The 12,299-nt window shown below is 65.5% G+C and carries 14 protein-coding genes; 11 read left to right on the top strand and 3 right to left on the bottom strand.

The window, feature by feature from the left end:
- From VGH54_RS19440 to VGH54_RS19420, 5 genes are all read left to right on the top strand, one after another.
- Window positions 1–590, top strand: a 590-nt coding sequence (locus VGH54_RS19440) for an SDR family oxidoreductase (RefSeq protein ID WP_331513704.1), incomplete at its 5' end; no start/stop codon positions are given.
- Complete coding sequence (locus tag VGH54_RS19435) at window positions 587–1,348, top strand: SDR family oxidoreductase (RefSeq protein ID WP_331513703.1); 762 nt, start codon at window positions 587–589, stop codon at window positions 1,346–1,348. The genes VGH54_RS19440 and VGH54_RS19435, both read left to right, overlap by 4 nt.
- Window positions 1,345–2,541, top strand: a complete 1,197-nt coding sequence (locus VGH54_RS19430; protein WP_331513702.1) for an acyl-CoA dehydrogenase family protein — start codon at window positions 1,345–1,347, stop codon at window positions 2,539–2,541. Before VGH54_RS19435 ends, VGH54_RS19430 begins: the two co-directional genes overlap by 4 nt.
- Window positions 2,538–3,635, top strand: coding sequence for an acyl-CoA dehydrogenase family protein (locus VGH54_RS19425; protein ID WP_331513701.1), 1,098 nt, complete (start codon window positions 2,538–2,540; stop codon window positions 3,633–3,635). The genes VGH54_RS19430 and VGH54_RS19425 overlap by 4 nt, the downstream gene beginning before the upstream one ends.
- A gap of 12 nt (window positions 3,636–3,647) precedes the next feature.
- The gene (locus VGH54_RS19420) at window positions 3,648–4,637 is read left to right on the top strand and encodes an aldo/keto reductase (RefSeq protein ID WP_331513700.1); all 990 of its coding nucleotides are present in this window, start codon (window positions 3,648–3,650) and stop codon (window positions 4,635–4,637) included.
- Here VGH54_RS19420 and VGH54_RS19415 read toward each other — a convergent pair.
- Both VGH54_RS19415 and VGH54_RS19410 read right to left on the bottom strand, forming a co-directional pair.
- On the bottom strand, window positions 4,612–5,640 hold the full coding sequence (locus VGH54_RS19415; RefSeq protein WP_331513699.1) for a TIGR03617 family F420-dependent LLM class oxidoreductase: 1,029 nt from the start codon (window positions 5,638–5,640) through the stop codon (window positions 4,612–4,614). The two genes, VGH54_RS19420 and VGH54_RS19415, sit on opposite strands and share 26 nt — an antisense overlap.
- Before the next feature lie 39 nt (window positions 5,641–5,679).
- Window positions 5,680–6,654, bottom strand: coding sequence for a GlxA family transcriptional regulator (locus tag VGH54_RS19410; protein WP_331513698.1), 975 nt, complete (start codon window positions 6,652–6,654; stop codon window positions 5,680–5,682).
- A gap of 101 nt (window positions 6,655–6,755) precedes the next feature.
- Here VGH54_RS19410 and VGH54_RS19405 point away from each other — a divergent pair, with 101 nt between their 5' ends.
- Complete coding sequence (locus VGH54_RS19405; protein WP_331513697.1) at window positions 6,756–7,406, top strand: HD domain-containing protein; 651 nt, start codon at window positions 6,756–6,758, stop codon at window positions 7,404–7,406.
- Window positions 7,407–7,445: 39 nt separating this feature from the next.
- On the opposite strand, the gene VGH54_RS19400 is transcribed toward VGH54_RS19405, so the two are convergent.
- Window positions 7,446–8,186, bottom strand: coding sequence for a dienelactone hydrolase family protein (locus VGH54_RS19400; protein WP_331513696.1), 741 nt, complete (start codon window positions 8,184–8,186; stop codon window positions 7,446–7,448).
- A gap of 42 nt (window positions 8,187–8,228) precedes the next feature.
- On the opposite strand from VGH54_RS19400, the gene VGH54_RS19395 reads away from it, so the two are divergent.
- The 5 genes from VGH54_RS19395 (at window position 8,229) to VGH54_RS19375 (ending at window position 11,985) form a co-directional block, all read left to right on the top strand.
- Window positions 8,229–9,029, top strand: coding sequence for a thymidylate synthase (locus tag VGH54_RS19395; protein WP_331513695.1), 801 nt, complete (start codon window positions 8,229–8,231; stop codon window positions 9,027–9,029).
- Window positions 9,026–9,511, top strand: coding sequence for a dihydrofolate reductase (locus VGH54_RS19390; protein WP_331513694.1), 486 nt, complete (start codon window positions 9,026–9,028; stop codon window positions 9,509–9,511). Before VGH54_RS19395 ends, VGH54_RS19390 begins: the two co-directional genes overlap by 4 nt.
- 94 nt (window positions 9,512–9,605) lie before the next feature.
- On the top strand, window positions 9,606–10,340 hold the full coding sequence (locus tag VGH54_RS19385; RefSeq protein WP_331513693.1) for a DivIVA domain-containing protein: 735 nt from the start codon (window positions 9,606–9,608) through the stop codon (window positions 10,338–10,340).
- 21 nt (window positions 10,341–10,361) lie between these two features.
- A complete protein-coding gene (locus VGH54_RS19380; protein ID WP_331513692.1) occupies window positions 10,362–11,591 on the top strand; it encodes a winged helix-turn-helix domain-containing protein in 1,230 nt (409 codons plus the stop codon).
- A gap of 166 nt (window positions 11,592–11,757) precedes the next feature.
- Entirely contained in the window at window positions 11,758–11,985 is a 228-nt protein-coding gene (locus tag VGH54_RS19375; protein WP_331513691.1) for a hypothetical protein, read from the top strand.
- Window positions 11,986–12,299: the final 314 nt, after the last annotated feature.

Genomic DNA, 12,299 nt, shown 5'->3' with positions numbered 1-12,299 from the left:
CAGAAAACGAGTTCGGACCCGTCGACCTGTATTTCGCGAATGCGGGCATCACAGGCGTGGCCGGCTTGGACGTCACCGAGGACGAATGGGATCAATCCATCGACGTCAACCTGCGGGCCCACATCCGCGCAGCGCAACTGCTGGTGCCCGGATGGGTCGAACGCGGCGAAGGCTATTTCGTTAGCACCGCATCGGCGGCCGGGCTGCTCACTCAGCTCGGGTCGGCGACCTATTCGGTGACCAAGCACGCCGCGGTCGGATTCGCGGAGTGGTTGAACATCACCTTCGGCGACCAGGGCGTGCGGGTCAGCTGCCTGTGCCCGATGGGAGTCAACACCAAACTGTTGTATTCGCCGGGGGAGTCCGAAGATCCCTTGGCCCGCCTGGCAACCCGCGCGGTCACCAACGCGGGCGACGTGATCGAGCCGGCCGACGTCGCGGAGATCGTGCTGGCGGCCGTCGAGGAGGAGCGCTTCCTGATCCTCCCGCACCCGGCAGTTCTCGAGATGTACCGGCACAAGGGCACCGACTACGACCGTTGGCTACGCGGCATGCGTCGTTACCAGCACAGCCTGATGGAGGCACTATGACCACAGCAAATCTGAACGGCCGCACCGCGATCATCACCGGAGGGTCGCGGGGGATCGGGCTGGCCATCGCACAACGGCTGGCGCTGGCGGGGGCGAACATCGTGCTCACCTCCCGCAAGCAGGAGAGTGCGGACGCGGCGGCCGAGCAGGTCGGCGGCGACACCATCGGAGTGGCCGCGCACGCGGTGGACGAGGATGCCGCGCGGGGCTGCGTCGATCTGACCCTCGACCGGTTCGGCAGCATCGACATTCTGGTCAACAATGCAGGCACCAATCCGGCGTACGGTCCGCTGATCGATCAGGATCACGCCCGCTTCGCGAAGACTTTTGAAGTCAATCTCTGGGCGCCACTGCTGTGGACCTCACTGGTGGCCAAGGCGTGGATGGTAGAGCACGGTGGCGCGATCGTTAACACCGCATCGATCGGCGGCATGCACCAGTCGCCGAACATGGGCATGTACAACGCCACCAAGGCCGCGCTGATCCACGTCACCAAGCAACTGGCACTGGAACTTTCGCCGCGGGTCCGAGTGAATGCCATCTGCCCTGGAGTGGTCCGGACCAAGCTCGCCGAAGCTTTGTGGAAGGACAACGAAGGGTTTGTCTCGCAGCGCACGGCGTTGGGACGCATCGGCGAAACCCCTGACGTGGCAGCTGCGGTTGCCTTCCTGGTGTCGGACGAGGCGAGCTGGATCACCGGCGACACCTTGGTGATCGACGGCGGTCAGGTGCTCGGCAACGCGGGGGAATTCCGATGAGCGTCGACGAGCAGGCGGTTGCGCAGGACCTGCGCGCACGGGTGCGGGGACTGCTGGACGAGCACGATCCGGCGGCCGATGCGGCTGAATTCCTGGCTGCCCGGTTCGATGCGGGACTGGCCTGGGTGCACTTCCCCAACGGCTCTGGTGGGCTCGACCTGCCGCGCGGCTTTCAGTCGCTGGTCGAAGACGAACTGGCCGCGGCGGGCGCGCCGCCGGGAGGCGGACCGCACAACGGCATCGGGATGGGCATGGCGGCACCGACTATTGCCGCCGTCGGCACCGCGGAGCAGCAGCGAAAGTTCCTGCGGCCATTGTTCACCGGGGAACACTTCTACTGTCAATTATTCAGCGAGCCCGGCGCCGGATCCGATTTGGCCGGCGTGGCCACCCGCGCGGTGCGCGACGGCGACGACTGGATTGTCAACGGGCAGAAGGTGTGGACGTCGAGCGCGCAGAAAGCCCAACGGGCAATTCTGGTCGCACGGACCGATCCCACGGTTCCCAAGCATCAAGGCCTGACCTACTTCATCCTCGACATGACCGATCCCGGTGTCGACGTCCGGCCGCTACGACAGATCACCGGCGAAGCCGAGTTCAACGAAGTCTTCCTCACCGACGTGCGGGTACCCGACGCCAACCGCCTCGGCCCGGAGGGCGGGGGATGGAAGGTCGCGACCACCACGCTCAACAACGAACGGGTGGCCATCGGCTCGATGGCCGGCGGCACACGTGAAAGCGGGATCATCGGCAAGGTCACCGACGCCTGGCGGGCACAACCGCAGCTGCGCAACCCGGCGATGCACGACGAGCTGATGCGGCTGTGGGTGGACGCCGAAGTTGGTCGGCTGACCGCCCTGCGGCTACGTCAGCGGATGGCCGTCGGCCAGCCAGGGCCGGAGGGCGCGGGGATGAAGGTGGCGTTTGCCCGGCTGGCGCAGGCGGTTTCGGGGTTTGAAATCGAATTGCATGCCGAAGAGGGATTGCAATACGACGACTGGACGATGCGCCAACCCGAGGGGGTTGACTTCGTCGGTCGCGACCCCGGATACCGCTACCTGCGGGCGAAGGGCAACTCGATCGAGGGCGGTACCTCGGAGATTCTGCGCAACACCATCGCCGAGCGCATCCTCGGTCTGCCGCCTGAACACCGGGTCGATAAAGAGGTTGCCTGGAAGGATCTGGACCGATGAGCGATCTGCTGTATTCCGACACCGAGGAGGCGTTGCGGGACAGTGTGCGTCGGCTGTTCGCCGACCGGTGCCCACCGGAAGCGGTATCAGGCATCTACGACGGTGCGTCGCATGACTTTTCCGGTGTCTGGCATACGCTGGCGGCCGAGCTGGGGATGGCCGGCCTGTTGGTCCCCGAGCAGCTCGGTGGTGCGGGTGCAAGCGCCCGTGAGGTAGCCGTTGTCATGGAGGAAATCGGGCGCGCCGTCGCGCCGGTGCCGTTTCTGTCCAGTGCCGTGCTCGCCACCGTCGCACTGTTGCAGGCCGGGGACACCGACACGGTCAAGGGGTTGGCGACGGGGTCGGTGACTGCGGCGCTGGCGGTGCCGCTGTCCACCGCGCCCAGTGACGCGATTGCCGGTGTCAGCGCCGCCGGTAACGGCTTGACCGGACGGATCACCAGCGTCGCCGGCGCGGCCGAGGCCGATCTGTTGGTGCTGCCGGTGGCCGGTGCCGATGGGCTGGAGTTGCACACCGTCGCACGCGACGCCGCAGGCGTCACCGTGTCGCCGATACTCGCTCTGGATATGACCAGACCCCTGGCACATGTCGACTTTTCCGGTGTCCCGTCGTCACGCGTCGGTACCGTTGCCGCCGATGCCGCAATCGCGGCGGCGCTGGAGACGGGTGCCGCGCTACTGGCGTCCGAGCAATTAGGCGTCGCGCAATGGTGTTTCGAGACGACGCTTGCTTATACCAAGCAGCGCAAGCAATTCGGCCGAGCCATCGGTTCCTACCAGGCCATCAAGCATCGGCTCGCGGATCTGTGGGTCGAGCTCAATTCCGTTGCGGCGGCGGCCCGGTACGCGGCCGACACCTGCGCCCGACACGATAGGGACGCGTCGATCGCCGCGGCCGTCGCGCAGGCCTTCTGCAGCGGCGCCGCGGTGCACGCCGCGGAGGAATGCGTCCAGTTACACGGTGGCATCGGGATGACGTGGGAATACCCGGCGCATCTCTACCTGAAGCGGGCCAAGAGCGACCAGTTGGCGTTCGGCACCGCCTACCGCCACCGTGCCCGGTTGGCCGAACTGGTCGACCTGCCACCGTCGTGAGGGGAGTAAAGCATGGACAAGCGCATCCTTGGTGACAACCTCGAGGTCTCGTCAATCGGCTTGGGCTGCATGGGCATGAGCCGAGGTTTCGGACCTTCCGGGTCCAAAGCCGACATGATCGCGGTGATCCGCGCCGCGGTCGAGCGTGGAGTGAGTTTCTTCGACACCGCGGAAGCTTACGGAGACAACGAAGAACTGGTCGGCGAAGCACTCGCGCCGCTGCGCGGACAGGTCGTAATTGCAACCAAATTCGGGTTCGCCTTCGGCGCCGACAGCAACATCGCGGGGCTGAACAGTCGGCCCGAACACATCAAAGAGGTCGCCGACAATTCGTTGCGCCGGCTGGGAGTGGACACCATCGACCTGCTGTACCAACACCGCGTCGACCCCGAGGTTCCCATCGAGGACGTCGCCGGAACCGTCAAGGAACTGATCGACGGCGGCAAAGTGAAACACTTCGGGATGTCGGAGGCCTCGGCGCAGGTCATTCGCCGTGCCCACGCCGTGCAACCGGTGACGGCGGTGCAAAGCGAGTACTCGCTGTGGTGGCGCGAACCGGAGAGCCCAGAGACCGGGGTGTTGTCCACGCTGGCCGAACTCGGCATCGGTTTCGTGCCCTACAGTCCGCTGGGCAAAGGCTTTCTCACCGGAAGCATTGGCGAGAAAACGCAATTCGACAAATCCGACATCCGCAGCAGCATCCCGCGGTTTGGCGCCGACGTCCGCGAGGCCAACCGCGCCGTGGTCGATCTGCTCCAAAGGATCGCGGACCGCAAAGGCGCGACGCCCGGCCAGATCGCGCTGGCCTGGCTGCTGGCTCAGCGGCCATGGATCGTCCCGATTCCGGGCACCCGGCGTCTGGACCGGCTGGAGGAGAACCTGGGCGCGGCCGAGGTCGAGCTGAGTGATGACGACCTCCGTGAAATCGGTGATGCCGCAGCGGGTATCGAGGTGCAGGGCGCCCGCTACCCCGACTTCATGCAGCGGTTGATCGGGCGCTGACCCGGCGGGCCACTTCGCCGTACCGCTCGAAGCGCTCCTGATCGCCGACCGCGTTGTACAGCACCAGGCGCGTCGCCTTGCCCGCGTATTTGTCGATCAACGCGTCAGCCAACGTGTCCCACGTCGACTCGGTGGCGAAAGCGGCGATGTGGTCGTCGCTGATCTGAGCCGCCATTCCCGGAAAGTCGCCGGCTTTCTGCTTCTGCCGGATCCGGGCGGTTGTGCCCTCGAAGCCCGCCTCGTCCCAGATGAACGCGTAGTTCGGCGTGCTTCCGTAAAAACTCATGCTGGCTCGCACGAGTTCTCGTTCCCTGGCGCGTTCTTCATCGGTGTCGCCGACGATCGTCATCACCGGCACGATGACCGCGATGTCCGACGGTGAGCGCCCCGCCTTCTTCGCGCCTTCGGCGATGTTCGCCAGCGCGTGCCGATCGATATAACCCGGCTCGCCAAGCGGATGGATGTGCACCCCGTCGGCGACCTCGCCGGCCATCCGCAGCATCCACGGATTCACCGCGGCGATATCGACTTTGGGATCGGGAGCGTCGATGGGGCCCGCACTCCACTGCGGCGTGATGAAATTCAGGTCGTAGAACTCGCCGTGATGATCGAGCTTTCCGGTTCGAAACGCGGAGAAGCAGGCCTTCACGGCGAGCAGGTAGTCGCGCAGTCGTGGGCCGGGCCGTTCGAAGTCCACGCCGTAACGCCGTACGACGTGGGTGCGCACCTGCGTACCCAGGCCGAGCCGAAAATTCCCGCCGGTCGCTTCCTGCAATTCCCACGCCGTCGCCGCGGTGACGAAGGGACTCCGTGGAAAAGCCACCGCGACCCCCGTGGACAACTCGAGACCGGGCGCCGCCTGCGAGGCGACCGCAGCACCGAGATACGCGGTGCGACCCGTCTCGGTGAACAGCAGACCCGAGAAGCCGGCGGACTGCGTTCGGCGGGCCAGGTCGCCGATCCGGCCCAGCGGCTGCGGAATTGTCATCGCATCGACATGCATGGCGGAACAGTATGCCGCGCCCGATAACGCCGGTGGGCGTCAACCACGTGATGCCGTGCGGAATCTCTCGCGATAGGCCTTCGGCGAGACGCCGAGGTGGTCGACGAATACGCGGCGGAGGCTTTCGGGGCTGCCGAACCCTGCCACGCGCGCAGTGTCGGCGACGCTGCGGCCGGCGTCGAGCGCGGCACGGGCGGCATCGATGCGCACCATTTCAACGTAGCGGGCTGGTGTCGTGCCGAGTTCCGACTGGAAAAGTCGAGTTAGCTGCCGCGCACTCAAGGATGCCCGCGTGGCGAGAGTAGTCACGCTGTGATCTGCCGCTGGAGTGGCCGAGATTGTGTCAGTGACCTTGCGCAATGGGGACTTCGGCGGGAGGGCGGTCTCGACCAGCACCGAGAATTGCGATTGACCACCCGCTCGCTTGAGATATACGACCAGCCAGCGGGCGACGGACCGGACCAGCTCGATGCCGTGATCCATTTCGACTAACGCCAGCGCCAGGTCGATGCCCGACGACACCCCGGCCGAGGTGAAGACATCGCCGTCGCGGACGAAGATTGCGTCCGGCTCGACGGTGATGTCGGGGAACGCCCGCGCAAACAACCCGACATCATGCCAATGGGTGGTGGCGCGCCGGCCGTTAAGGAGGCCGGCCTGCGCCAGGACGAACGACCCCGTGCAAATCGAGGCCAGCCGCCGGGTCCGGCCCGCGATTACCTTGACCGCCTCGACGAGCTCGGGATCAATCGCCCGCCTGGGTAAGTCATCGCTGCCGGCCACCATGACGGTATCGGCGGACCCGATTGACGCAATCGCGTCGGTGACACCCAACCGCGTTCCGATCGAGGTTGTGACGTCGCGACCATCCACCGACGCGATGGTGAGCCGATAGTCCGCGCCGAAGCGGTTGGCTTCCGCGAACACCTCACCCGCTCCCGCGACGTCCAACATGGTCACGTCGTCGAAGACGACGACAACCACGACCCGCGACCGCGCGCCGGCTTCAGCCACGGGCTCATTGTGTCGCAATTTGTGGGAAAAGCGGCTGGAACGACTCCGGTGGGATAGCGGCCTCGTGCCGCAAAATGAGCTACGAGAAGGAAGGAACGATCATGACCGTTGAGTCCATCGAAACCGTTGCCGGCGTCCGCGTCCCCGATAGCGCGCTGGCGCGGGAAGTCACCGAGTTCATTCGTGACGTCGAAGACGACCTGCTGTTCGACCATTCCCGGCGGGTGTTCTTCTTCGGAGCACTGCAGGGCTTGCGCCGCGGACTGCAACCGGATCTGGAGCTGCTCTACGTCGGAGCGATGTTTCACGACCTCGGGCTGACCGAGCGCTACCGCACTTCCACCATCCGCTTCGAGGTCGACGGTGCCGATGCGGCACGCGACTTCTTGACGCGGCACGGCGTTGACAACGCCCACGCCGACAAGGTCTGGCTCGGTATCGCCCTGCACACCACGCCGGGGGTGCCCGAGTTCCTGGCACCCGAAACCGCGCTGATTCAAGCGGGTGTCGAAGTCGACGTGCTGGGCCTCGGCCGCAGCGACCTCGCTCCGGAAGCCCAGGCCGCGGTGACCGCCGCCCACCCGCGTCCCGATTTCAAGAACCGCATCCTGGCGGCGTTCACCGACGGCATGAAACACCGCCCGCAAACCACCTACGGCACCATGAACGCCGACGTGCTCGAGCGCTTCGACCCCACCTTCGCGCGCGACAACATGGTCGAGCACATCCTCAACAGCACCTGGCCGGAATAGCGGAACGGATGGCCGCGGTGGGATGAATCGCCGCCTGAGCTACCCGCCGAGGTTCGCTCCGAAAATCTCCCGCGTCGCAGTCCAGTGCCGCTCGGCGGCATCGGCGTCATAGGACCGGTTGTCCGGAACGGCATACCCGTGCGCGGCGGCATAGGTTTCGATCTTGTGCTCGACGCCGGCCGCGGTCAGGGCCTTCTCGAGCTGCTCGGCGTGGTCGTCGGTGAACGACGCATCGTTCTCCGCCCCGCCCACATAGACGACGGCCTGAATCTGGTCGGCCCGCAGATGCGGGCTGTCGTTGCCGTCGGTGACCAAGCCACCGCCGTGGAACGACGCCGCGGCCGCCACCCGGTCCGGAACAAGCCCGGCAACGGTCAACGCCGCGCGACCACCCATGCAGTAACCGGTGATGCCGAATTTGGTGCCACTGACCTCGGGCCGAGCACTCAGGTAGTCGAAGTACACGTTCGCATCCGATGCCCAGTCGTCGGGGCTGATGCTGCCGATGAAGGACATCAGGCGCTTGCGTTCGTTGTCGTCGGTGAACGCGGTCTGCATGTCGAACGGCGCCCAGTCACCCTGGCGGTAGTACACGTCCGGCAGCAGTACCGCGTAGCCGGAATCGGCCAGCTCAGCGGCCATATCGAAGAAGGTCTGCCGGGCCCCGCCGGCGTCGGGAATCATGACTACGCCCGGCCAGGGGCCTTGGCCCTCGGGGGTGAAGAGGCGGACCGGGCAGGAGCCATCTGGGGTGGTGACCGTGTCACTGATGTTCGGCATGCCATCCGTTCTACTCGCCGGGTCTGGACGTAAGCTAGCCGCGTGCCGATCGCGACGCCGTACGAGGATCTGCTGCGTCTGGTGCTCGAGCAGGGCACAGCCAAAGCCGACCGCACCGGCACGGGCACCCGCAGTCTGTTCGGCCATCAGATGCGTTTCGACCTGTCGGCGGGTTTCCCGTTGATCACCACTAAAAAGGTGCATCTGAAGTCGGTGGTCTACGAGCTGCTGTGGTTTTTGCGCGGTGACTCCAACGTCGGCTGGCTGCGTGAGCACGGGGTCACCATCTGGGACGAATGGGCAAGTGACACAGGCGATCTCGGTCCGGTGTACGGGGTGCAGTGGCGATCGTGGCCCACCCCGTCCGGCGAACACGTCGACCAGATCACCTCGGCGCTGAACCTGCTGCGGACCGATCCGGATTCGCGACGCATCATCGTGTCGGCCTGGAACGTCGGCGAGATCCCGCAGATGGCGCTTGCGCCGTGCCATGCGCTGTTCCAGTTCTACGTGGCCGACGGCCGGCTCAGCTGCCAGCTCTACCAGCGCAGCGCCGATCTGTTCCTGGGTGTGCCATTCAATATCGCCAGCTATGCGCTGCTGACCCACATGATGGCCGCGCAGTCCGGTCTGGGCCTCGGCGAATTCGTCTGGACCGGCGGCGACTGCCACATCTACGACAATCACCTCGAGCAGGTGCGTACCCAGCTCGATCGCGACCCGCGACCCTACCCGGAACTGGTCCTTGCTCAACGTGATTCGATCTTCGATTACACCTACGACGACGTCGTTGTGAAGAACTATGATCCGCACCCGGCGATCAAGGCCCCCGTCGCTGTATGAGTGGACTCGGCCTGATCTGGGCGCAGTCGACGTCCGGAGTGATCGGTCGCGACGGCGATATCCCGTGGCAAGTACCTGAGGATCTGATCCGCTTCAAGGACCTCACGATCGGCCACACCGTGGTGATGGGCCGCCGCACCTGGGATTCGCTGCCGGCCCGGTTTCGGCCGCTGCCGAAACGCAGAAATGTCGTACTGACCCACCAAACTGGCTTCATGGCTGACGGCGCGGCGGTGGTGCACCGCCTTGATGACGCGTTGACCGACCCCGACACCTGGGTGATCGGCGGCGAACAGATCTACACGCTGGCGCTGCCACGGGCCAGTCGGTGCGAGGTCACCGAGATCGACCTCGAGCTGCCGCGCGACGACGGCGACGCGGTGGCCCCGGTGCTCGACGAGATGTGGATCGGCACACCGGGAGAGTGGCAGACCAGCAGGGCGGGTGTGCGCTACCGGTTTCACAGCTACCACCGGCGGTAAAGCTCACCTCGGCACGTGCCGTATGACGGTGACATACTCGTCGTGGGAGCCGGTTCCAGCGGCTTCAACACAGGTTTGGAAGGGGGAATTTGCAGTGGAGCCCGAATCCGCGAGGACGTTTGCTCGACGTTTCCTGGGCTACGAACCGGCCGCGGTCGACGCCTACATCGAGATGCTGGCCACCAAACAGCAGTTGCTGCTGGACGACGTCGAGAGTCTGAGGACCCGGCTGAAGGGCATGGACGATGAAGCAGCCGCGCTGCGAAGTGAGGTCGACCACCTGACGGAGACCTCACCGTCGCCGCACGCGGTGCAACAGCGGATGGCAAAGATGCTGCGGAGCGCGGTCGGCGATATCTCTGAGATGCAGGCCGAGGCGAAGGCCGAGGCGGCGGCGCTGATCGCAGAGGCTAAGGCCGAAGCGGAGGCGGTGCAGCAGAAGCACTTAGAAGTGTTGGCGGACCTTGGTGAGCAGGTGAAATCCAGGGAAGTCGAGTACGAGAAAGCCAAGGAAAATCTCGGGGCCGAACTCGACAGGATGAGCGCTGAAACTCAGTCGGCGATCGCTGCGGCATGGCAGGACGCCCAGGAGGAACGTGAGCAGCTTCTGGCCGACGCCAACCAGGAGGCTGATCACTATCGTGAGCAGGCCCGGCAGGCGGTCGAACAGGCGAGTCAGCAGCGAATCGAGGTCTTGGAGCAGTTGATGGGTGTGTACCGCGACCTGGAATCGGTTCCGGCCACTCTTGAATCGGCTTACCGAGAACTCAAGGACGCCAAAGAGGCGAGCGCTGAGTCGTCGTCAGACCAGAAAGTCAGCGCTAACTGAGCCCGCGATATTCTCAGGGCCGTGACCCGGCTCGTTAGGCTGACTTCCGCGCATGCGCGGCGGATAGCCGTTGCCGCCCAAGGGTTTAACGATCCAAGGCCGCGGGGCGCAGTCACCCGTGCCCATCTGCGCCGGCTGATCTCGCGGATCCAGGTGCTGCAGCTCGACTCGGTGTCGGTCGCGGTGCGGGCGCACTACGCGCCGGTGTTCAGCCGACTCGGGCCTTACGACCGTGACGTGTTGGACCAGGCGGCGTGGGCCCACAGTGCCCGCTCGCCCCGCCTGCTGGTGGAGTACTGGGCGCACGAGGCCGCATTGATGGCCGTCGACGACTGGCCGCTGATGCGCTGGCGGATGCGCCAATATCGGCACGGCCGATGGGGCACCCACATCGTGAAAGCCAACCCGCAGCTCGCCGACAAAATCGTCGCCGCCGTTGCTGAAATCGGGCCGAGCACCGCCGGGCAGATCGAGGAGCATCTGTCCACCGCGCCGCGCGGTCCGAGGGGAAATTGGTGGGGGAGTCGCAGCGACACCAAGTGGGTGGCCGAGGCGTTGTTCGCTTCCGGCGCCCTCACGACGGCGACCCGGGTCGGGTTCGCCCGGCACTATGATCTTGCCGAACGAGTGCTGCCGGCTGAGGTGCTGGCCCGCGAGGTCAGCGAAGACGACGCGGTCCGAGAGCTGACGTTGCGGGCTGCCACCGCGCTGGGCGTGGCGACCGAGGCCGACATCCGCGACTATTTCCGGCTGGCCGCCGGGCAGGCCAAGCCGGCGATCGCCAAGCTGGTGGCCGACGGCGAACTGGAACGGGTGGACGTCGAGGGCTGGTCGAACCCGGCGTACCTGGTTGCCGGACAGACCATTCCGCGACGCGACCGCGGTACCGCGCTGCTCTGTCCGTTCGACCCGCTGATCTTCTTTCGACCGCGGGTCGAGCGGCTGTTCGGGTTCCACTACCGGATCGAGATCTACACACCGGCCGACAAGCGGCAATACGGCTACTACGTGTGGCCCTTTCTGCTCGACGGTGAGTTGGTGGGACGGGTCGACCTCAAAGCCGATCGCTCCGCGGACGCGTTGCAGGTCGCGGGCGCGTTTGTCGAGGATGGTCGTCCAGCGTCGCGGGTGGCCGAAGCGCTGGCCGGTGAATTGCAGGCGATGGCGGGCTGGCTGGGATTGGCCGGCGTGACGGTCGTGAAACGCGGCAATCTGGCCGGCGTGCTGCGAGCCAGACTGCGATCGACATGATTTCTGGCCTCGGGTCACCACTGCCGCCGAGCTGTCGGAGGAGTCGGTCTGAGCATCGACTAGTGCGGCGAGCCAGCGGCAATCAAGCAGGTCATCGATCAGATGGAAGAGCTGGCACCGCAATACGCTGAGCGAGCACGCCGCACAGCCGACAAGGAGAACACTGTTGACGCCTGACCGTGCGGAGATTCCGCTTCAGTTTGATCCAACCTTAGAAGCGATCAGGGAAGCTACGCGCGCCGCGAAATCCTCCACTCGAGCGTTGTATGAGGTTATGCGCGCAGCGAAGACGAACGGCTACAGCTATCGCGAACTCGAAGGCGCGACTGGTTTTCCGCGCGGCACCGTCCAGAACATCGTTGATGGTAGGAATCCGCGCCTGACGGTGGAGTGACGTTAGATCGACGGCGTCTAAGACAGATAGCGGCCGCGAATACCTGACTTGGCTCACGATTCGGGGTTGGTGGTGGTCGCAGCGGGTTGACGTGGTTCTTTTCGGTTTTGGGCTGCCGGATCTGCGCACTAAATTCGGGTGCCGGGGCTGCCCGGGTGGTCAACGTGGCACCGTGATGAACGCCTTGGGCGCGACGGCGGTGCAGATTTCGTGGTTTTCGCGACGTGGATCGCGCGCGGTCGAGCACCTTGGTTGGGCGCATGATGGGGCCGTGGTGGGCGTGCGGAGGCTGCGGCAATCAGCGGTTGGCGGCC

Source organism: Mycobacterium sp., from assembly GCF_036488105.1.
Taxonomy (GTDB): domain Bacteria; phylum Actinomycetota; class Actinomycetes; order Mycobacteriales; family Mycobacteriaceae; genus Mycobacterium.
The sequence above is the reverse complement of the archived record's forward strand: the minus strand, read 5'-3'. Positions and strand labels throughout refer to the sequence as shown.

What these genes read in the sequence shown, in the direction of transcription:
- VGH54_RS19435 (WP_331513703.1), top strand. Translation starts at nt 587, where the DNA reads ATGACCACAGCAAATCTGAACGGCCGCACCGCGATCATCACCGGAGGG.
- VGH54_RS19430 (WP_331513702.1), top strand. Translation starts at nt 1,345, where the DNA reads ATGAGCGTCGACGAGCAGGCGGTTGCGCAGGACCTGCGCGCACGGGTG.
- VGH54_RS19425 (WP_331513701.1), top strand. Translation starts at nt 2,538, where the DNA reads ATGAGCGATCTGCTGTATTCCGACACCGAGGAGGCGTTGCGGGACAGT.
- VGH54_RS19420 (WP_331513700.1), top strand. Translation starts at nt 3,648, where the DNA reads ATGGACAAGCGCATCCTTGGTGACAACCTCGAGGTCTCGTCAATCGGC.
- VGH54_RS19415 (WP_331513699.1), bottom strand. Translation starts at nt 5,640, where the DNA reads ATGCATGTCGATGCGATGACAATTCCGCAGCCGCTGGGCCGGATCGGC.
- VGH54_RS19405 (WP_331513697.1), top strand. Translation starts at nt 6,756, where the DNA reads ATGACCGTTGAGTCCATCGAAACCGTTGCCGGCGTCCGCGTCCCCGAT.
- VGH54_RS19400 (WP_331513696.1), bottom strand. Translation starts at nt 8,186, where the DNA reads ATGCCGAACATCAGTGACACGGTCACCACCCCAGATGGCTCCTGCCCG.
- VGH54_RS19390 (WP_331513694.1), top strand. Translation starts at nt 9,026, where the DNA reads ATGAGTGGACTCGGCCTGATCTGGGCGCAGTCGACGTCCGGAGTGATC.